Source organism: Streptomyces sp. NPDC090442 (genome assembly GCF_044769405.1).
Classification (GTDB): domain Bacteria; phylum Actinomycetota; class Actinomycetes; order Streptomycetales; family Streptomycetaceae; genus Streptomyces.
In genome coordinates this window covers 35,561-54,299 of record NZ_JBIVXW010000064.1, presented here as the reverse complement: position 1 = coordinate 54,299, position 18,739 = coordinate 35,561, and the positions used below count along the sequence as shown (strand labels likewise).

Annotated in this window: 19 protein-coding genes; 3 read left to right on the top strand and 16 right to left on the bottom strand. The window is 71.6% G+C overall.

Going from position 1 to position 18,739, the window contains the following annotated elements:
* Window positions 1–145 precede the first annotated feature (145 nt).
* From ACIQU6_RS33720 to ACIQU6_RS33695, 6 genes are all read right to left on the bottom strand, one after another.
* A complete protein-coding gene (locus ACIQU6_RS33720; protein WP_403485542.1) occupies window positions 146–1,096 on the bottom strand; it encodes a mucin-2 in 951 nt (316 codons plus the stop codon).
* A 186-nt stretch (window positions 1,097–1,282) separates the two neighbouring features.
* Window positions 1,283–2,176, bottom strand: a complete 894-nt coding sequence (locus ACIQU6_RS33715) for a recombinase RecT (RefSeq protein ID WP_403485541.1) — start codon at window positions 2,174–2,176, stop codon at window positions 1,283–1,285.
* The gene (locus ACIQU6_RS33710; RefSeq protein WP_403485540.1) at window positions 2,173–3,219 is read right to left on the bottom strand and encodes a YqaJ viral recombinase family protein; all 1,047 of its coding nucleotides are present in this window, start codon (window positions 3,217–3,219) and stop codon (window positions 2,173–2,175) included. The genes ACIQU6_RS33715 and ACIQU6_RS33710 overlap by 4 nt, the downstream gene beginning before the upstream one ends.
* Complete coding sequence (locus tag ACIQU6_RS33705; RefSeq protein WP_403485539.1) at window positions 3,216–4,061, bottom strand: phage antirepressor KilAC domain-containing protein; 846 nt, start codon at window positions 4,059–4,061, stop codon at window positions 3,216–3,218. The genes ACIQU6_RS33710 and ACIQU6_RS33705 overlap by 4 nt, the downstream gene beginning before the upstream one ends.
* Complete coding sequence (locus ACIQU6_RS33700; RefSeq protein WP_403485538.1) at window positions 4,058–4,411, bottom strand: helix-turn-helix domain-containing protein; 354 nt, start codon at window positions 4,409–4,411, stop codon at window positions 4,058–4,060. Before ACIQU6_RS33700 ends, ACIQU6_RS33705 begins: the two co-directional genes overlap by 4 nt.
* A gap of 297 nt (window positions 4,412–4,708) precedes the next feature.
* Window positions 4,709–5,455 carry an NUDIX hydrolase gene (locus tag ACIQU6_RS33695; protein WP_403485537.1) on the bottom strand — a complete coding sequence of 249 codons (747 nt, stop codon included), beginning with the start codon at window positions 5,453–5,455 and terminating at the stop codon, window positions 4,709–4,711.
* A gap of 321 nt (window positions 5,456–5,776) precedes the next feature.
* Between ACIQU6_RS33695 and ACIQU6_RS33690 the strand changes: the two genes are divergently transcribed.
* Together ACIQU6_RS33690 and ACIQU6_RS33685 are read left to right on the top strand one after the other, a co-directional pair.
* A complete protein-coding gene (locus ACIQU6_RS33690) occupies window positions 5,777–6,172 on the top strand; it encodes an XRE family transcriptional regulator (protein ID WP_403485536.1) in 396 nt (131 codons plus the stop codon).
* A 158-nt stretch (window positions 6,173–6,330) separates the two neighbouring features.
* The gene (locus ACIQU6_RS33685) at window positions 6,331–6,543 is read left to right on the top strand and encodes a hypothetical protein (protein WP_403485535.1); all 213 of its coding nucleotides are present in this window, start codon (window positions 6,331–6,333) and stop codon (window positions 6,541–6,543) included.
* 333 nt (window positions 6,544–6,876) lie between these two features.
* Here the strand turns inward: ACIQU6_RS33685 and ACIQU6_RS33680 are convergent, their stop codons facing one another.
* The 10 genes from ACIQU6_RS33680 to ACIQU6_RS33635 all read right to left on the bottom strand — a co-directional run bounded on the left by ACIQU6_RS33680 (window position 6,877) and on the right by ACIQU6_RS33635 (window position 17,274).
* Window positions 6,877–8,106: a macrolide family glycosyltransferase gene (locus ACIQU6_RS33680; protein ID WP_403485534.1), complete on the bottom strand. Its 1,230-nt coding sequence runs from the start codon at window positions 8,104–8,106 to the stop codon at window positions 6,877–6,879.
* Between the two features lie 17 nt (window positions 8,107–8,123).
* Window positions 8,124–8,699 carry a dTDP-4-dehydrorhamnose 3,5-epimerase family protein gene (locus ACIQU6_RS33675; protein WP_403485533.1) on the bottom strand — a complete coding sequence of 192 codons (576 nt, stop codon included), beginning with the start codon at window positions 8,697–8,699 and terminating at the stop codon, window positions 8,124–8,126.
* Window positions 8,681–9,601: a dTDP-4-dehydrorhamnose reductase gene (gene rfbD / locus ACIQU6_RS33670; RefSeq protein WP_403485532.1), complete on the bottom strand. Its 921-nt coding sequence runs from the start codon at window positions 9,599–9,601 to the stop codon at window positions 8,681–8,683. Before rfbD ends, ACIQU6_RS33675 begins: the two co-directional genes overlap by 19 nt.
* The gene (gene rfbB, locus ACIQU6_RS33665; protein WP_403485531.1) at window positions 9,598–10,584 is read right to left on the bottom strand and encodes a dTDP-glucose 4,6-dehydratase; all 987 of its coding nucleotides are present in this window, start codon (window positions 10,582–10,584) and stop codon (window positions 9,598–9,600) included. The genes rfbD and rfbB overlap by 4 nt, the downstream gene beginning before the upstream one ends.
* A gap of 74 nt (window positions 10,585–10,658) precedes the next feature.
* Complete coding sequence (locus ACIQU6_RS33660) at window positions 10,659–11,324, bottom strand: 4'-phosphopantetheinyl transferase (protein WP_403485530.1); 666 nt, start codon at window positions 11,322–11,324, stop codon at window positions 10,659–10,661.
* 4 nt (window positions 11,325–11,328) lie between these two features.
* Complete coding sequence (locus ACIQU6_RS33655) at window positions 11,329–12,288, bottom strand: LLM class F420-dependent oxidoreductase (RefSeq protein ID WP_403485529.1); 960 nt, start codon at window positions 12,286–12,288, stop codon at window positions 11,329–11,331.
* Between the two features lie 76 nt (window positions 12,289–12,364).
* Window positions 12,365–13,897 carry an aromatic amino acid lyase gene (locus ACIQU6_RS33650; RefSeq protein WP_403485528.1) on the bottom strand — a complete coding sequence of 511 codons (1,533 nt, stop codon included), beginning with the start codon at window positions 13,895–13,897 and terminating at the stop codon, window positions 12,365–12,367.
* Between the two features lie 4 nt (window positions 13,898–13,901).
* The gene (locus tag ACIQU6_RS33645; protein ID WP_403485527.1) at window positions 13,902–15,074 is read right to left on the bottom strand and encodes an AMP-binding protein; all 1,173 of its coding nucleotides are present in this window, start codon (window positions 15,072–15,074) and stop codon (window positions 13,902–13,904) included.
* A gap of 44 nt (window positions 15,075–15,118) precedes the next feature.
* The gene (gene rfbA, locus ACIQU6_RS33640) at window positions 15,119–15,991 is read right to left on the bottom strand and encodes a glucose-1-phosphate thymidylyltransferase RfbA (RefSeq protein ID WP_403485526.1); all 873 of its coding nucleotides are present in this window, start codon (window positions 15,989–15,991) and stop codon (window positions 15,119–15,121) included.
* 53 nt (window positions 15,992–16,044) lie between these two features.
* Window positions 16,045–17,274: a methyltransferase domain-containing protein gene (locus ACIQU6_RS33635; RefSeq protein ID WP_403485525.1), complete on the bottom strand. Its 1,230-nt coding sequence runs from the start codon at window positions 17,272–17,274 to the stop codon at window positions 16,045–16,047.
* A 395-nt stretch (window positions 17,275–17,669) separates the two neighbouring features.
* Here ACIQU6_RS33635 and ACIQU6_RS33630 point away from each other — a divergent pair, with 395 nt between their 5' ends.
* The gene (locus ACIQU6_RS33630; protein ID WP_403485524.1) at window positions 17,670–18,656 is read left to right on the top strand and encodes a TauD/TfdA family dioxygenase; all 987 of its coding nucleotides are present in this window, start codon (window positions 17,670–17,672) and stop codon (window positions 18,654–18,656) included.
* Window positions 18,657–18,739 lie beyond the last annotated feature (83 nt).

Here is an 18,739-nt window from a genome sequence, read left to right as displayed (position 1 = left end):
TGCTCGGCGACGGCGGTGCGGGTGTCCTCGTCGAGGGGGACGTCGTGCAGCGCGCGGGCCCAGGCGTGGGCGTCGGCTTCGCCGATGGTGCGGCGGTCGAACGCGGCGCACAGGGAAAGCAGTTCGGCGGCGTCGGCCGGGGTCATCAGGTGGCCTCCTGTTGGCGGAGTCGGGCCGCGAGGTCGAGGCCGTCGCGGACGCGTTGGTCGGTGGTGGAGGGGCGGGCGGCGCGCAGCGGGACGACGTTGGGGCCGTGACCGGGTGCCGGGGCGTTGGTGGTGGGTGTGGTGGGCAGGGAGCGCCAGCCGGGCAGGAAGTACCGGACGCTGCGGGGGCGGGTGCGGGCGGCCTGCCAGGCACCGCCGGCGTGGTCGACGAGAGTCGCGACCCCGCAGCGTTCCATCAGGGCTTGCAGCAACAGCCATTCGGCCGGGGCGAGTTCCCAGGAGACGGACATGCCGGCGGCGGTCATGGCGTCGACCAGGGGGCGGACGGGTTCGGCGATCTGCGGGCCGTCGGGGCTAGCTTGCTGGTTACTTCCGTAGGAAGTAACGGACTGGCTTGGCTTGGGGCTGGCTTGGGGGGTTGTGACACCCTCGACAGGGTCACGGTGTGACACCCCCGTCTGACCTGCGGTTTCTGTCGAAAACTGGGGTGCGTTTCGAGGCTGATTCGTCGGCGATTGGCCATCGTTTCGCTCGCGATTCGCGGCCGATTCGTCGTCGATTCGCCCTCGATTCGCGCGCGTTCGGCTGCGCGCTTTGCGGTCCGCGGCGCCTTGGCGGGCGGCGTCGACCTGGGCGCGGGTGGCGTTGCGCCCGCCCTCGAAGTAGTCATGCACGACGTAGTCGCCGGCCACAGGCTGCGGGCAACGCGGGCATTCGTGGCCGTGCTCGTGCCACAGACCGACCGCGATCAACTTCCTTGCCTGCGGGGCGGTTCCGTACATCTGCGCCACGACACCGGGCACCGTGCCCTCGGTCAGGTGCTGGGCGGCGTAGGCGCCGCAGCGCAGCCACAGGCCGAGCGCGGCGTTACCGGCGCGGACGAACTTGGGGTGTGTGTGGCTGCTGTCGTCGATCTTGAACCACGGCACGGGCCGGCGCTCCTCTCGGATGGCTGCGGGATGGGGCGGATGGGGGTTCGGGGTGGCCGGCGAGGGCGGCGGGGGTGTGGCTGCGGCATCGGTTGCCGATGACGTAGCGGCGGGCGTCCGGGGCGCCGCAGTACCGGCGCCCCGGCCCGTCCCAGTGCCGACACCGGTAGGCGATCGGCCGGCGGATCACTGCGCAGCAGGCTCGACAGGCTGCTCGGCCGCCTCGGGCCAGCCGGAGAACTCCGCGGGCACGTCCTCGACGGCGGCCGGGGCCTGCTCGACGATCTCGCCCTCGAAGTACTCGCCGGGTGTGTCGAGGCCCTCGGCGGACGCATCACGCCGCACGGTCTCGTCGTGCGCAACAGCCCGTGCGAGCTCGGCACTCTTGGGAATCGTCTTGAAGAGCTGGCGGATGGCGGTCTTGCGGGCCATGGCGTCGTAGTCCGTTGCCCAGGGCCCAAAGTCCTTGGCCTTGCTGCGTTTACGGATGGCCTCGACGTCGTCGACATCGAGCACGACGAACGCGTTACCGCCGTTCGCCAGCCGCGCCACGGCGTAGTAGTGCGTGGGCCGGCCCTTGGCCGAGCCGCGCGCGGGAACGTGGCGCAACTTCGGTTCGAGGCCGTACTCGTAAGCGAACTCGTCGCCTTCGTACACGGTGTGCGCGTCGAGGCCGGTGGCGAGGGGGTGTTGCCAAAACAGCTTGATCATGCCCTGATAGCCGATCACGAGCTGCACCTCGTACGCCCGGACCTTCTTGTTCCAAAAGGGCAGCAGGTACGCCTCGCCGGACACGCCGCCCGGTTCGAGGCCGAGGGCCGAGCAGGTCATCAGCGCGCCGGCGAAAGACTCTTGCGTGCACTCGGCGAGGTGATCGACGCGCCGCAGTTCGGTCAACGCGATGCGTCCGATCCGGTCGGCGCCCCCGACGTGCTCCGGTAGGGCACGCTTGATTTCCGGGAGCAGCCGTTGCACGAACTGCACCAGCGTTGGCGTTTGTTCGGGCCGATTGGGCTGGGTGGCAAGGGTGCGCGCCCCGTTGCGCTTGTTGGCGACGCGCTCGGCAAGATTGGTACTCATGCTGCGGTGTCCTTCGGGGTGTTCACGATCAGGCGGCGGGCCCGGAACTGACGGTGGAGGTCGGGGTGTTCGGCGGCGAGGCGGTCGACGTCGAGGGCGTCGGCCGGGCGCCGGTATTGGGCGGCGAGGTCCGGGTGCGCGGTGGCGAACCGTTTCGCCGCGAACGGGCCGTTCTGGCGCCAGGTGTAGGCGACATGGCCCTGCACCGTGACGACCTCGGCCTCGCTGGCGGCAGCCTTCAGGCGGTTGTCGACCTCGCGCAATTCCAACTCGGCACGGGCCGCGCGCTCTTTGAGCTCGCGGCGCCGCTCCAGCAGCGGCAGCACCTCGCCCGGGTCGGCCACGGCCACGGCCTTGGGCCGGACGTTGTAGAGGTGGCCGAGCAGACGCTCGGTCGCCTCGCTGCCATCGACCGGCGGCGCGGTGCGGTTCTGCACGTGCTGCCAGAACTCGCCTACCAGGGCGACGAGATGCTCGACGAGCCCCTCGTCGCGCTCGACGCGGTGAATGATCAGGCGGTTTCCCCCGAGCAGCGCGGCGACGTGCGCGTACGCATACCCGGTGACGGCGAGGTACCAGTGCGTTTGCAGCGCCGGCCCGTCCGGCACCCCGGCGAGCCACTCGTCGAGCTGAAAGGCGGACCGCGTCTTGATCTCCAACAGGCTCGACGGCACCGACTCACCCGGAGCGAGCACGTACCGGTCGACGTTGGCCAGCATCCACCGGCGCTCGACGTGCGCAAGCGTCCCCGGGCCCTCGACGACACCAAGGCCGGTCCGCTCGGCGAACACCGCGGCGATGATCGGCTCATGGACGTGCCCCCAGAACGCGGCCTCGTCGAGGTCCGGGTCGCGAGGACGGTCGAGCGGGAGCTCACCGACCTTGTCGAGGTAGACCTCGCGCGGGGACACGTACTGGCTCATCCCCAGCACCGCGCCAACCTCCGAGCCGCCAACGCCCGTACGACGCACCCGCAGCCACTCCGCCCGCTCAAGACCCGGCGGAGCAACGACAACACCAGTCGGCGTAACAGCGGACGTCATGCAGCCACCTCTCCGCCGGCATCCGAGGCGAGGTGACCGGCACGGATGAGGCGCTGTCGGATCAGCTCGACACCACGTGGGGTGATGCGCAGGGTGTAGTGGGCGCAGGAACCGATCAAGGTGTGTCCGACGAGCGTCTCAACGGCCCGGAAGTGCCGACGGTTTGCGGTGTAGAAGTCGTAGTAGCGGTGCCCGCACGGCGCGGTCTTGGGGTAGATCAGCCCCTCGTCGATCAGAAAGTGACGCAGCCACCGTTCCTTGACCCCAAGCAACTTGGCGACCTCCCGCACAAGACGGTCAGAGTCATGCGCAGCGAGATAGGCGTCGTGCGCGGCGGCCTTCGGCTCCAACTCGGCTACGCGCTCGCTCTGTTCGACCAGGGCGCGGGCGGTATCGGCAAACTGCTCGGCCATCGCCAGCACTCCGGCCGGTGACAGGTCGACCGCTGCGGTGGCTGGGCGCAGCTCGGCCTCGCGCGCCTTGACGGCGAAATACGTCTGCGCTGCTGCAATCTCAGGCTTCCGCGGGTCCCCGTTCATTGCGATCATGTAGGCGCCGTAGCGAGTGAGCCGATAGTCCGTGCGGATGCTGCGCCTCTTGCCGCCAAAGGCTGCGGGGTCGTCCCACGTGACTTCCCGGCGCCGGGAATCCACGTGCTGACCTGCGGAAACGCCAGTGTTCTCGATAGCTAGGGCGGCGCGCTTGATGGCGTCCTCGAATCGCCCCCACTTCTCGTAGCCGAGGTGGGACATCAGCTCACGGGCGTACCAGTGCTCATCGCCCTCACCGGTGTACCGGATCGTGTCGAACGGGCTGCTCTCGGAGCGTGCGATGCGGTTCATGCGGCGACCTCCACGTGTGCGGCGGCCTGCGCCGGTGTGACACCAACGGCGGGAACCGCGCGCCCGGTGGGCGCGAACAGAATCAGCACGTCGACACCGATCACGCAGGCGATGGCATGCGCGGTCGCGGCCGAAACGCTGCGCTGCTGCTCGACGAGCAGGTTTCCGATGGTGCTGTGACTGCAACCGACCTCGTCGGCCAAGCTGCGGATGGTTACCGGTGCTCCGGTTCCGGTGCGGCGCATCAGCGCGCGCAGCAGGTTCGGGTCGACCAGCTGGTACATGGGCAGGGAAGGGGGCACGTTCACTCCCGTAAGCAGCGTGTTTATCTCGATGAACATCGCGATCATGGCATAGCGTAAACGTTTCGTCTATCGAGATGAACGGTTGGTGTTCTTCGACGCTATGTGGTGTGGGTGTTTACCGCCCCCATGTCGGAGCAATGGGGGAACCGAAGCCCTTGGCAAGCTCACTCGTGATCCGTTGTGGAGGGGCGCTTGTCGCTTCGTCGTGATTTCGGGAGTGGAGAGCGCTCGGCCCTGGCTGGCGGATCTCCATGCGGCGACCTCTCGTTCCCGTCCCGCTCGGGCCGGGGGGCGGGACAAGTGTGGACTCCTCGGGCGGGCGGATTCTCGTTGCATGGCCGCTCAGGGGCGCCAGTAGCGGCGCGCGACCTGCGTCAGGTAGATGGCGCGCGATCCGCCTAAGCCATCCAATTCATCTGTTGAGCCCACCAGTTGGACCCGGTCGAACTCCGAACCGTGGCCTCGCTCGGCTTCCGTAGACGCCAGGGCCGCATGGCGTTCGCGCAACCACCGTGCGGGCCGTTCGGGGGCCTGGAACACCACCCCGACGCTGCCGCGCGCACACCGCAGCATCAGCCGCAGGGTCAGGTCGCCGGGCGGCGTGTCGACGCCGGTCTCCTCGGACAGTTCACGGGTGGCATGCCCTTGGAGGGCCGACGCATCGAGGGGCTGGTGGGGAGCGGGCGGTTCGATGGAGCCGCCTGGCAGTTGCCAACGCCCGGGCGTGGCCGTCCAGGAGGCCATTCGCCCCACCAGCAGCCGGCCGTCCTCGGTCGGCTGCACGACGGCGACGAACAGAGCCGACAGGTCAGGAGTCGCGCTCGGGCCCCGTCGGGGAACGTAGCGCCGGTAGGTCGTGCGCGCCCAAGAGATGGTCACGTCGTGCGGGCCAGTCCGCGTCAACTGCGTGCAGGCCGCCACTGGCCCGTCGAAGAGGTCAGGGTTGGCCTGGATCGCCTCACTCCAGGCGTGGTCCATGGCGTGCTGTTCTTGGGGCGACAGGGGCGGCGTCGGTACCTCGACCAGGCGGATCCGGCGTACCTCCTGGATCTCCACGGCGGAGCGCGCCGGCGGCGGCTCGGTGGTCATCGGGTCACCTCCGCACCGGTGTTGGCTGACCGGGCCCTGCGCCCGTCCACGGGGTCAGGATCGCCCACCCGGCCGCCGTTTACCGGAAGCCCGGGCGCTGCAGCATGCCTGGAATACCGGCTATGTCAGTCGGAAGGCGGAGGTGGAGAGCGGGGAGTCGAGTACTGCAAATGAAAGAGTGCGTACCAACTTCGTCTATTATGTTGTACGCACTGTCCATCGCATGAAACGCCCATGCGGCCAGCGTGGGCAGAGTGCGACGTGAAGTGATGGCCCGCTCGACGAGGGCGACACGCCAACCATGGGGGGACGGGATGAGTCGTGTCTGATCAGATACAGCGAACGGATCTATCGGACCTCGTGCGAGACCGACGAGTCGAACTCAAACTAGGACTCCGAACGCTTGCCGACCGATGTGCCGATCCGGAAACCGGCGAACAGCTCAAAGTCGGATGGCTGCACCGGCTAGAGACGCGCGAGCCAGTCATCCCGCCCCAGCTCCCGGGGCTTCGGGCGCTGGCGGCCGGTTTGGAACTGCCGCTACCCATCATCCAAGAGGCGGCGGGCGCGCAGTTCATGGGCATCGTCTCTGAAGTGTGGAGCGAAGACGGGGATGCGCGCGCCCTCGTTGCCTATCTCGGGGAGATGACCGAAGCCGAACGGCGCCAGCTCAAGGCCATGGTTGAGGCGTTTGCGCGCAGCCGATCGACTGACTGACGCCGTACCGCCGGCTCCAAGGCGTGCTTTGCCGAGGAGCCTAACAGCCCAAACCCGAGTGAGTGTCAGATACCTCCGATAAGGTGATCTTTGCGTTGTGTGACACCTGTCGCCGTTATGCGTACCTGGATCGTTGAGGGGGCCTTTTGACCACGCCTGTGGACATCACGTTCGTTGACGAGCTGCCCGGCGGTGGGCAGGTCCTGCTCGTAGAGGGCAAGGGCAAGCTCACCTTCGTCGTCGCCCGCGGTGCCATGACGGAGGAGGCGCGCGATGAAATGGTCATGTACTTCCGCCACCTGATCGAGGAAGGTCACCTGGTCCACCAGTGGCGCGGAAAGCGCGTGCCGCAGCAGTGCCGCGCGGCATAGCCGGCCAGGTGCACACAATCAGAAGGGCCGCGCGGCGTGTGCCGCGCGGCCCTTCTGACGCTGCGTGGGCACGCAGCGTCGGGGAAGGTTCGTATCCTCCCTTGTTCTCAAAGGCGCAGGTCATGAGAGTGTCATTGCGCGCCCATTGCGTGCCCGTACGGCTCCGGAGCGGCTGTCACGAGGTGACAGTCATTGGGGCACCGCAGGGCTCTGACCTGCATAAACCGCCATGCGGCGGCACCTGGCGGGACTACCTGTCAAGAACGATCTTGAGCTCGTAATGCGTAGGTCTCGGGTTCGAATCCCGAAGGCGGCTCCACTGGAAAGCCCAGGTCAGACAGTTGATGTCTGGTCTGGGCTTTTTTGTGATGGGGGTTGGGGGAGTGCGGACTCTATGAGGGTGGTGGCCCGGGGGGTGCCGGGTTCGGTGGAGAGGTGGTTGAGGATGCGGGTGGTGTGGTGGGGGAGGGAGGGGTCGTTGAGGAGGGTGAGGACGGCGTTGCGGAGGGTTTCGGGGGTGGCGGAGGTTTTGGGGACGTGGCGGGCTATGCCGAGGCCGGTGAGGAGGGCGGCGTTGCCGAATTGGTCGGCGGCCTGGGGGACGGTGACCATCGGGACGCCGCGGGCGAGGGCCTCGTGGGCGCTGCTGGCGCCGGCGTGGGTGATGAAGGCGTCGGCCTGGTCGAGGACGGAGCGTTGGGGGACCCAGGGGTGGGCCTCGACGTTGGTGGGGAGGGCGTCGGGGAGGGCGGGGCCGCGGCCGGTCTGGAGGACGACGTGCCAGTCGGGGTGGCCGCCGAAGGCGGCGACGCAGGCGCGGTAGAAGTCGGGGGCGTGGGTGTGGAGGGTGCCCAGGGAGATGAGGAGGAGGCGTTTGCGGTCGGTTCCTGGGGGGCGGGTCCAGGGGGGTTGGGGGTCGGGGGCGTGGGTGTTCCAGCAGGGGCCGGTGAAGGTGTAGACGGTGGGGTCGACGCGGTCGGGGTGGGGTTGGAGGAGGGTGGAGATGAGCGCCAGGCAGCGGTCGGGGCGGCGGGTGGCGCGGCCGGGGCCGAGGCCGGTCTGGGCGAGCCAGGCGTGGGCGGGGGGCGTGGTGTCGCCGGGCGGCCGGGCGGCGAGTTCGGCGGCGATGTCCTCCTCGTAGCCGTCCCAGGGGACGGCGTGCGGGGAGAGTTGGACGGCGGGGATGTGCCAGCGGTCGGCGAGGGCGCGGGCCGCGTAGGCCATCGGGTCGTAGAGGATCAGGTCGGGGCGGTCGTCCCGGTAGGCGGCGAGGAGTTGGGGGAGGGCGCGGCCGGCGTCGGCGAGGAACAGCCGCAGGTGGTCGAGGAGTTGGCCGTCCCAGGCGTCCGGGTCGTCGGGGGCGGGGAGCGTGGTGGTGTACGTCCGGGGCTCGGCGCCGGTGGCGGCGACGGTGTCGGCGAAGGACGGGGGGATGGCGTAGGTGACGCGGTGGCCGCGGGCGACGAGCGCGCGGATGACGTCGAGGCTCGGGTTGACGTGCCCGTGGGCCCCCACGCTGAACATGGCGATATGGCGCCGGGTTTGGGTACGGGGCCGCTTCATGGGTGGGGCGGGTTGCTTCACGGGGTGGGGGCGGTGGGGTAGGCGGGGAGGAGGCCGCGGTGGTGGAGGGTGGTGAGGGAGGGGGCGTCGGCGTCCTTGGGGGAGAGGATCGGGGGGATGTCGGAGGGCCAGGCGATGGCGAGTTCGGGGTCCAGCGGGTGGATGCCGTGTTCGCGCTCGGGGGCGTAGCCCTCGGAGCAGAGGTAGACGACGGTGGCGTCGTCGGTGAGGGCCAGGAAGGCGTGGCCCAGGCCCGCGGAGAGGTAGACGGCGCGGTGGTTGGTGTCGTCGAGGCGGGCCATCTCCCACTGGCGGAAGGTGGGGGAGCCGGTGCGGACGTCGACGATGACGTCCAGGACGGCACCGCGGACGCAGGTGAGGTACTTGGCCTGGCCCGGGGGGACGTCCGCGAAGTGGATGCCGCGGCAGGCGCCGCGCCGGGACACCGAGAGATTGGCCTGGGCGAGCGGGAGTTGCCGGCCGGTGGCCGCGCGGAAGGCGTCGCTGCGGAACCACTCGTGGAAGCTGCCGCGCGCGTCGGCGAAGACCTCCGGCTCGTGGATCCAGGCGCCTTCTATGGACAGGGGTCGCATGCGGGCTTCTCGGCTTTCTGGCGGAGGAGGGTGGGGAACGCCTCGGTCAGGGCGGTGCGCCAGTGGGGGAGCGGGGACATGCCGGCGGCGCGCCAGCGGTCGTGGGCGAGGGCGCTGTAGGCGGGGCGGGGTGCGGGGCGGGGGAAGCGGTCGCCGATGATGGGGCGGACCCGATCCGGATCGGCGCCGAGCAGGCGGAAGACCTCCCGGCAGAGGGCGAACCAGGTGGTCGCGCCGGCGCTGGTGCCGTGGTAGACGCCGGCGGGGGCGGTGCCGGCCAGCGCGCGTCCGCCCAACTCGATCAGGTGGGCGGCGAGGTCGGCGGTCCATGTCGGTTGGCCCCACTGGTCGTTGACGACGTCGAGGGTGGGGCGGGTGCGTTCCAGTTCGGTGACGGTGCGGACGAAGTTGCGGCCGCCCGTGCCGTAGAGCCAGGCGGTGCGCACGACGTAGCCGGTGTCCGGGAGGAGGGCGCGGACCGCGCGTTCGCCGGCCAGTTTGGTGCGGCCGTAGGCGCTGCGCGGGGCGGTGGGGGCGTCCTCCGGGTACGGGGTCCGGGCGCGGCCGTCGAAGACGTAGTCCGTGGAGACCTGGAGCAGGACGCTGCCCGTGGTGCGGCAGGCGTCGGCCAGCAGGCGGGGGCCGGTGGCGTTGACCGCGCGGGCCCGGGCCTCGTGCTCCTCGGCCGCGTCGACCGCCGTCCAGGCGGCGCAGTTGACCACGACGGAGGGGCGGTGGGCGGCCAGCGCCGCGCGCACCGCCTCCGGGTCGGTGACGTCCAGGTCGGCGCGGGTGGCGGCCACCGCGGGGCGGCCGGCGGCGGCGAGGTGGTCGAGGACGTCCCGGGCGAGCATCCCCCCGGCGCCGGTCACCAGCCAGGGGCGCCGCTGTGGGGCGGTCACAGCGCCGCTCGCGCCTTCAAGGGCTCCCACCAGGCCCGGTTCTCGCGGTACCAGCGCACGGTGTCGGCGAGTCCCTGGGCGAAGGGCACCCGCGGGGCGTAGCCCAACTCCTCGCGGATCTTGGTGCAGTCGACGGAGTAGCGCCGGTCGTGGCCCTTGCGGTCGGCGACGGGCAGCACGCTGGTGTCCCAGTCCGCGCCGAACTCCGCGAGCAGCAGCTCGGTGAGTTCGCGGTTGGACAGTTCGGTGCCGCCGCCGATGTTGTAGACCTCGCCGGCGCGGCCGCGGGTGCGGACGAGCTCGATGCCCTGGACGTGGTCGTCGATGTGGAGCCAGTCGCGGACGTTGCCACCGTCCCCGTACAGCGGGATCTGCCGGCCGTCCATGAGGTGGGTGATGAACAGCGGGATGGCCTTCTCGGGGAAGTGGTGGTGGCCGTAGTTGTTCGAGCAGCGGGTGACGCGGACGTCCAGGCCGTGGGTGTGGTGGTAGGAGAGGGCCACCAGGTCGCCGGAGGCCTTGGCCGACGAGTAGGGGGAGCTGGGGCGCAGCGGGTGGGTCTCGGGCCAGGAGCCCTCGTCGATCGAGCCGTAGACCTCGTCGGTGGAGATCTGCACGAAGGTGTCGACGCCGGCCTGGTGGGCGGCGGCGACGAGGGTGTGGGTGCCCAGGACGTTGGTGTGGACGAAGGTGTCGCCGCCGTCGATGGACCGGTCCACGTGCGACTCCGCGGCGAAGTGCACCACCTGGTCGTGCTCGGCCATGAGGGCGCGCACGGTCGCGGGGTCGCAGATGTCGCCCTGGACGAAGCGGAAACCCGGGTGGGCGCGGACCGCGTCGAGGTTGGCGGGGTTGCCGGCGTAGGTGAGCTTGTCGAGCACGGTGAGCGCCACGTCGCCGGGGCCGTCCGGGCCGAGCAGCGTGCGGACGTAGTGGGAGCCGATGAAGCCGGCTCCGCCGGTCACGAGTATCCGGGTCGTCATGGGGAGTTGCGCACCTTGTCGTGAGCACCGGAACGGGCCGGTGGGCTGGGGTGGTTGGCGGCGGGGGCAGCAGGCTACGGCGCGGCGGGCGGGACGACGATCGCCGCGAGCAGCAGGCGGGGCGCGGCCAGCCAGGTGCCGTGGAGGACGGCGGGGACTTCGGACGCGGCGTCCTCCGGCGGGGTGCGGAGCACGCGCGCGCGGAAGGTGCCGGCCGGGTGGAGGGCGATGGTGGCCTCGTGGAAGCCGAGCCAGGCCCGGGTCAGGGGCGACCACACCTTGTAGACCGCCTCCTTGGCGCAGAACAGCAGCCGGTCCCAGCACACCGCGGCGTCGGTCTCCCGTAGGGCGCGCTGGTTCGCGCGTTCCTCCGGGAGCGCGATGCGGGCCAACATGCCGGGCGGCAGCGGTCGGTGGGGTTCGGCGTCGATGCCGATGGCGCGGGCGCCGGCGCGGCGGGCCAGCGCCGCGGCGCGGTAGCCGTGGCAGTGCGTGAGGCTGCCGACGATCCCGGCCGGCCAGTGCGGGGCGCCGCCGGGACCGGGGAGCAGGGGGCCCGGGGGAACGCCGAGGCGCAGGCCGGCGCGGCGGGCGCAGTGCCGTGCGGTGGCGAACTCCCGGCGGCGCTCCGGCCGCATGGCGGCGGCCAGTTGCCGCTCCTCGGGGAAGAGCGCGGCGGCCGGGTCGTCGCCGTAGGACTCCGCCGCCGCGACGTGGTCCGGCAGGAGGGTGGCGAGCACGTCGTCAGTCCCGGTCCGGGGCGAGCGCCTCGACCTGTGCGACGGGGTCGCCGTCGTCGGTGGGGAGCAGCGCGAGCACGGGGGTGTCCAGGCCGGCGGCGACGTACTGCCGGATGCGGGCGCGGCAGGCGTCCGGGCTGCCGTGCACGATCAGTTCGTCGACCACCTCGTCGGGGACGGCCAGCAGCGCGCGCCAGCGGTCGCCGGTGTCCCAGGCCCGGTGCAGCGCGGCGAGCGGTTCGGTGCGGCCGAGCCAGTCCTGGAAGGCCCGGTAGGCGGGCGCGGTGAGATAGCTGCCGATCATCATCCGGCCCAACCGGCGGGCCGCCCTGGCGTCTTCGGTGACGCACACGAAGACCGGGGCGATGAGTTCGGGGCCGGGGCCGAGCGCGGCCCGGACCGTCGGCACGTCGTGGGGGGCCAGCCAGTTGGTGATCGCGCCGTCCGCCTCCTCGGCGGCCAGGCGCAGCATCCGGGGGCGCAGCGCGGCCAGCAGGATCGGCGGGGGCGTGGCCGGCGGCCGCTCCAGCCGGAAGCCGCGCACCCCGAACGTGGGGTACTGCTCGGTCACCGGCTTCCCGGCCAGGGCGGTGCGCAGGAAGCGCAGGGTGTCCCGGGTCCGGGCGAACGGGCGGGTGTGCGCGAGACCGTTCCAGTCCTGGACGACGCCGGGGGAGGAGGCGCCGATGCCGAGGGCGAACCGGCCGGGCGCGCAGTCGGCGACGGCCGCCGCGGACATCGCCAGCAGGGCCGGGCCCCGGGTGAACACCGGGGCCACCGCGGTGCCCAGCCGCAGCCGGGACGACCACTGGGAGGCCAGCACCAGGGGCGAGAAGGCGTCGGCGCCGGCGGTCTCGGCCGTCCAGACGCCGGTGTAGCCCAGGTCGGGAAGGCGCTCGACGAGTGCGCGGTGGGCCGGCAGGGGCACGCCGGTCAGCGGGAGGGTGATCCCCCAACCAGTCATCGCGGGGTGGTCTCCTTCTCTCGTGGGCGTCGGGGGCGGGCGCCCGGCGGGGGACGGGCGCCCGCGGTCCGTGGGGTCAGTCGCCGGCGGTCAGCAGGGCCCGGGCGTGGTCCTGGAACAGCTCGGCGGCGGCGCGGACCTCGGCGGCCATCGGGCGGTCGGCCTCCAACGCCGGGGAGATCCGGGCGAGTTCGGCCCAGACGCCGGTGGCGTCCGCCTCCGTGCCGGTCATCACGGCCAGTTGGGCGGCGGCCAGGGCGAGCGAGCCGACGGCGAGCCAGCCCAGCTCCAGGGCCTCGGTGACGCCGTTCGCGCCGTTGAGCGCCATCGGGACGTGGTCCTGGTTCCAGCCGTTGGTCGGCAGCGTCGTCAGCGAGGCGGGGGTGACGAGCTGGCGGATCCGGGAGATGAACGAGGTCGCGCTGATCTGCACGCCGGCCAGACCGCAGCCGCGGCCGGCCCGGGGGGTGAGCATGATCGGGAGGTCGCCGTTGGTGGTGGGGTTGACCACCAGACCGAGCTGACGCTCCGCCAGGTAGGCGGCCATGTGCATGGCCAGGCCGGTCTGTTCGGAGGCGAAGCCGACCGGCATGGCGTGGAAGTTCCCGGCGTGCAGCACCCGGTCCTCGTAGGTGAGGGGGTTGTCGGTGCAGCCGTTGGCCTCGCGGAGCAGGAACTCGCCGGCGACGGTCAGCTGGTCCAGGACGGCGCCGAGCACCTGCGGGGCGCAGCGCAGGCTGTAGGGCTCCTGGAGCGGGCGGCGCTCGTCGCGGCGGTGGTCGGCGGGCAGGTCGCGGCGGATCCAGCGGGCCACCGTGAGCTGGCCGAGCTGGTTGCGGGCCTGGCCGACGCCCTCGTCGTAGTGCTCCGCGTTGCCGCCGAGCAGGGCCGTCAGGCGGGTGGTGAGGGCGGCGACGGCGCGGACGAGGAGGACGGCCGAGCGCTGGTTGCGGAGGGCGACGGCCAGGCCGACGCCGGTGCCGTTGACGAAGGCGAGCGCCTCGCGCACCGGCCAGACGAGCGGCTCGGCACCCAGCTCGGCGAGGGCCTCGACGGCCGGTCGTTGGGCCCACTGCCCCTGTGCGTCGCGCACCCACGCCTCGCCCTGGCCGGCGCAGGCCAGCGCCACGTGCGCCAGCGGCTGGAGGTCGCCGCTCGCGCTGACCGTGCCGTCCCGCGGGATGACCGGGGTGAAGCCGGCGTTCCACAGGTCGGCCAGCCGCTGCCAGAAGTCGGTGGAGACGGCGGAGAAGCCCTTGCGCATGCTGTTCAGCCGCAGCCAGAACACCAGGCGGGAGGTGTCCGGGTCGAGCGGGCGGCCCTGCGCGGTGCCCAGGTGGGAGATGAGCGAACTGCCCTGCTCCAGCTCGGAGGTGGCGGAGTAGGTCACCAGCGGGCCGAAGCCCTGGGTCAGCCCGTAGACGGGCTTGCCCTCGGCCAGGTACGCGTCGACGGTGGCGCCGGAGCGGTCCATCCGGGCCACGTCCGCGTCGGTGAGCGGGCCCAGCTTGGCGGTCCAGGCGGCGGCCTCGACGATGCTGTCCAGGCTGGGCAGGTCACTGCGGTCGCCGTCGGCCGGTGCCGGGGCCGACGTGGGGGTCAGAGTCACGTTGCTATCCCTGGGTTCGGTGGGTTGAGGAGGTCGTGAGGTGCTGCAACTTGCCCATTGCGGACCGCTTGAGGTCGGGCACCGTGTGCACCTTCCGCGGGCGGGCGCCGAGGACGGCGCGGGCCGCGGAGAGATCGAGGGCGTCCGGGCCGGCACCGGGCCGGGGGACGACGTGGAGGTCGACGTGCTCGCCGATCATGGGGTCGTCGACCGGGACGAGCGCCAGGTCCGCGCAGTCGAGCCGGGCGCGCAGGGCGTGCTCGGCCTCGTCGAGGTTGATCCGCTGCCCGTTCACCTTGACCAGGCGGCCGACGCGGCCCAGGAGCCGGAACGTGCGGGCGTCCAACGGCTCGACGAGGTCGCCGGTGCGCCACTGCCGCGGGCGCGGTTCGCCGGGGCGGTTGGCCAGGCGGGGGCTGCGGATCACCAGCGGGACGCCGGTCTCACGGGGCGCGGGCGCCGTCCCGTCGGTGGCTGCCCCGCCGGTCGTCGTCCCGTCGGTCGTGGTGCGGTCCTGGTCGGGGGCGAAGGTGACGTCCGGGAAGAGCGTCCAGGCGGGCGGGGCGCCGCGGCTCCAGCGGCGGGTGGCGATGCCGCCGGTCTCCGTGGAGCCGAGCAGCTCCACGATGGCCGCCCGCCCGGGGCCGGCCTGCGCGAGGAAGGTGCCGGCCTCGGCGGGCAGCATCGCGCTGCTGTAGAGGACGGTGACGTGCTCGAAGGAGCGGACCCAGTCCAGGTGCCGCAGCAGCAGGGAGAAGATCCACGGCGTGGCGACGATGGCGATCCGGCGGCAGCCGGGGTCCGGCAGGGCGCCGAGGTAGCCCGGTCGGTACCACGCCGGGACGCCGAGCCTGGCCGGCAGCAACAGCGTGGCCAGCGCGCCGTAGACGTGCACCGGCGGGGCGAAGGAGACCACCGCGCCCGGCGCGTCCGGCCGGAGGAGGTCGGCGAGCGTGCCGGCCTCGGCCCAGGCGTGCGCGCGGGTGCGCTGCCAGCACCGGCTCGGTCCGGTGCTGCCGGAGGTGTGGAAGTCGAGCACCGGCGGCAGCGCGCCGGCGACCAGCTCCGCCGCGTCGGGCGCCTCGTCCCACCGCACGCACCAGGCGCGCTCGGCGACGTCCGGTGCGCCGATCCCCGACGACAGCAGTTGCGTCGGGGTCAGCTTCTGATAGGCCACGCAAACTCCCTGTGATGACGCCCGGTTGACGGGCGGTTCCGCGGTCAGGCGGCGAACTGGGCGACCTGCATGAGGTATTGGCCGTAGCCCGAGTTGCCCATCCGCTCGCCGAGGCGGTGGCAGTGTTCCGCGTCGATGTAGCCCATGCGCAGCGCGATCTCCTCGATGCAGGCCACCCGGACGCCCTGCCGGCTCTCCATGACGTGCACGTACTGGCTGGCCGCCAGCAGCGAGTCGTGGGTGCCCGCGTCCAGCCAGGTGAAGCCGCGGCCGAGGCGGATGAGTCGGGCCCGGCCCTCCTTGAGGTAGGCCAGGTTGACGTCGGTGATCTCCAGTTCGCCGCGGGCCGAGGGGGTCAGCCCGCGGGCGATCTCCACCGCGTCCGGGGAGTAGAAGTACAGGCCGGTGATCGCGTTGTTGGAGCGCGGGCTGAGCGGCTTCTCCTCCAGGGCGACGAGGTTGCCGTCGGCGTCGGTCTCGCCGATGCCGTAGCGCTCGGGGTCGGAGACCGGATAGCCGAACAGCGTGCAGCCGTCCAGGTCGTTGCGGGCGTTGCGCAGGATCCGGGGGAATCCGGCGCCGTGGAAGATGTTGTCGCCGAGGATCAGCGCGAAGGGGTCGTCGCCGATGTGGTCCGCGCCGATGATGAGTGCTTCCGCGATGCCCCGCGGTGCGGTCTGCTCGGCGTAGGTGATCGTGAGCCCGAGGTGCGAGCCGTCGCCCAGCAGCGCCTGCAGCGGGGGAATGCTCGTCGGCGTCGAGATCACCAGGATCTCCCGGATTCCGGCCAGCATCAGTACCGAAAGCGGGTGGTAAACCAACGGCTTGTCGTAGACCGCGTGGAGCTGCTTGGACGTCGCCAGGGCCGAGGGGTACAGCCGAGTGCCGCTGCCACCGGCCAGCAGAATTCCCTTCATCGCTCTCCCTGTTGGTCTTGGATATTCCTGTGGTGTGGCTCGGACCGCACCCCTCACACCACGTGCACGGTCGGGACGTAGAGAATCCACTTGCCGCCGGCGTCGCGGAATTCCTTTTCCTTCGCCATGATTTCCTCGGCGTGGTTCCAGGCGAAGAGCAGGGCGTAGTCGGGATATGCGGAGGAGAACGCCTCCGGGGTCCGGACCGGAATGTGGGTGCCCGGGGTGAGCCGGCCCTGCTTGGCGGGCGTGGTGTCGCAGACGAACGGGACGAGGTCCGGGCCGATGCCGCAGAGGTTGGTCACCGTGGCGCTCTTGGCGGTCGCGCCGTAGCCGACCACGGACTTGCCCTTGTCGCGCAGCGTGGTCAGCAGCGTCACGAGGTCCTCGCGGATCGTGTGCACGTTGGCGCCGAACGCCTCCAGGGTGGCGAGGTCGGACAGCTTGCGCCGCTCCTCCTCGGCGACGAGCGCGGCCACCGCCGGCGACGGGGTGCGCTGCCCGGCGGGCGCGAGGAAGTAGCGGACCTCGCCGCCGTGCACCGTCAGCCGCTCGACGTCCACCAGCTCCAGGCCGTTGAGGCGGGCCATCTCCCGCACGGAGCGGGCGGTGAAGAAGTAGAAGTGCTCGTCGTAGATCTGGTCGAACGAGGTGCGCTCGACGATGTCGCCGAGGTAGGGGTCCTCGAAGACGAAGACGCCGGTGGGCTTCAGCAGCGCCCGGACGCCGGCCAGGATCGAGTCCATGTACGGGATGTGGCACAGGGTGTTGGCGGCGTAGATGACGTCGGCCGGGCCGTCCTCGGCGCGCACCTGCCGCGCCGTGGCCTCCTCGAAGAACGCCTTGCGGACCCGGATGCCCTTGGCCGCGGCGACGTCGGCCACGCTGGCGGACGGCTCGACGCCCAGGTGGCGCACGCCGTGGTCGGCGATGGCCTTGAGCATCACGCCGTCGTTGCAGCCCAGTTCGACGATGAACGGGTCGTCCGCGGTGAGCTCGTCGGCCAGCAACTGCTTGGCCAGGTTCTCGAAGTGCTCCCGCATGAAGGACGAACCGGAGGAGAAGTACGGGTACTCCTCGTGGAACATCCGGTCCCGCGGGACCTCCTCCATCAACTGCACCATGGTGCAGGAGCCGCAGACGCCGACGGCCAGCCGGTAGAAGAACTCCTCGGTGAGGTCCGCGTCCGGGGCCGGGAAGGCGTCGGACAGGGGCTGGCGGCCGAAGTCAAAGAATTCCTGTACCGGAGCGGCACAGATACGGCATGGGAACTTGCTCGACATACATGCTCCTGGAAGGCCGACCGACGGCGGGGGAACGGAAATACCCGAACTTCGGCGGCGGACTGGCGCGTTGGGCCGAAGCGGTTCTCGGTGAGTGTGCCCCAGAAAGCGACCGGGGCGGAAGTGCGTGCATTGTTCGGTGTCCCGCTGGCGGGACAGGAATCCGCCGGCGTGCAGACGTTTCTGACGGGTCGCCGGGCGCCCGGGAACGGTTCGAGAATTCCCCTGTGCCGGCCCGCTCGGGGACATTTATCCTGACGCCGTCCCAGTGCGCCCGTGCGATCCGCAAGAGGGGCCCGTGGAAATCGCGGGAACGGCCCGGAAATCCTTTGAACGGGCGGCCGTCGGCCGCCGGCGGGGTGCTCGCACGGCTTCCGTGAGAAGGCATGTGATCCATGATCAAGACCAGCTCTTTCCCCGCCCTGACCGAGGCGGCGGTGGTGCTCACCGACTCCCAGCGCGAGGAGGTCGCCCTGCTGGCCGAGGAGCTCGGTCGGGCCGCGTCCGGGGTGCTGGACAGTCCAGCGTGGCTCGCCGCGGCCCGCGCCGCCGCCGTCCGGTTGCCTCGCCAACTCCTCGACTCCATACGGGAGTTCAGGTACGACGCGGGTCCCGAGGGCGTCCTGTTGGTCCGCAACCTGCCCATCCACGCGGAGCTGCCGGCGACCCCGACCGCGCTCGGGTCGGTGCAGCGGACCGCGACCACGGCCGCCGGCGCGGTCGCCATGGTCCTGCTCCAGCTCGGCGAGGTGGTGGCCTACCGCAGCGAGAAGTCCGGCGCGCTGGTGCAGGACGTGGTGCCGGTGGCGGGCCAGGAGCGGCAGCAGAGCAACGCGGGCTCGGTGCGCCTCCAGATGCACACCGAGAACGCCTTCCACCGCAACCGCCCCGACTACCTGGGCCTGTTGTGCCTGCGCACCGACCCGACCGGGGACGCCCGGCTGTGCACCGCGTCGGTCCGCCGGGCGCTGCCGATGCTGTCGGGGGAGGCCCGCCGGACGCTGTGCGAGGAACGCTTCATGACCGAGGCGCCGCCGTCGTTCGGCGGCTCCGGGAGCGTTCCGCCGCCGGTCCACGCGATCCTGCGGGGCGCGCCCGAAGACCCGGACGTGCTGGTCGACTTCAACGCCACGCACGCCCTGGACGACGGCGCCCGGCGCGCCATGGCGGAGTTGAACGCCGCCTTCGAGCGGGCCACCCAGGCGCTCGCCCTCACCGCGGGCGACCTGGCCGTGGTCGACAACCGGCTGGTCGTGCACGGGCGGACGTCCTACGCGCCCCGCTACGACGGCACCGACCGCTGGTTGCACCGGGTCTACGCGGTCGCGGACTACCGCCGCTCCCGGGCCGACCGGCAGGAGGCGGGCAGCGTCCTGGACTGACCCACCGGGTCCACCCGGCCCAACGGGGCTGCCGGACCCGCCGCGGGCCCCGCCGTCGAGAACCGTACGGCGGGGCCCGCGGC

Coding starts and splice junctions, on each gene's coding strand:
- ACIQU6_RS33715 (WP_403485541.1), bottom strand. CDS start 2,176: ATGAGTACCAATCTTGCCGAGCGCGTCGCCAACAAGCGCAACGGGGCG.
- ACIQU6_RS33710 (WP_403485540.1), bottom strand. CDS start 3,219: ATGACGTCCGCTGTTACGCCGACTGGTGTTGTCGTTGCTCCGCCGGGT.
- ACIQU6_RS33705 (WP_403485539.1), bottom strand. CDS start 4,061: ATGAACCGCATCGCACGCTCCGAGAGCAGCCCGTTCGACACGATCCGG.
- ACIQU6_RS33700 (WP_403485538.1), bottom strand. CDS start 4,411: ATGATCGCGATGTTCATCGAGATAAACACGCTGCTTACGGGAGTGAAC.
- ACIQU6_RS33695 (WP_403485537.1), bottom strand. CDS start 5,455: ATGACCACCGAGCCGCCGCCGGCGCGCTCCGCCGTGGAGATCCAGGAG.
- ACIQU6_RS33680 (WP_403485534.1), bottom strand. CDS start 8,106: ATGAAGCGGCCCCGTACCCAAACCCGGCGCCATATCGCCATGTTCAGC.
- ACIQU6_RS33675 (WP_403485533.1), bottom strand. CDS start 8,699: ATGCGACCCCTGTCCATAGAAGGCGCCTGGATCCACGAGCCGGAGGTC.
- rfbB (WP_403485531.1), bottom strand. CDS start 10,584: ATGACGACCCGGATACTCGTGACCGGCGGAGCCGGCTTCATCGGCTCC.
- ACIQU6_RS33655 (WP_403485529.1), bottom strand. CDS start 12,288: ATGACTGGTTGGGGGATCACCCTCCCGCTGACCGGCGTGCCCCTGCCG.
- rfbA (WP_403485526.1), bottom strand. CDS start 15,991: ATGAAGGGAATTCTGCTGGCCGGTGGCAGCGGCACTCGGCTGTACCCC.
- ACIQU6_RS33635 (WP_403485525.1), bottom strand. CDS start 17,274: ATGTCGAGCAAGTTCCCATGCCGTATCTGTGCCGCTCCGGTACAGGAA.
- ACIQU6_RS33630 (WP_403485524.1), top strand. CDS start 17,670: ATGATCAAGACCAGCTCTTTCCCCGCCCTGACCGAGGCGGCGGTGGTG.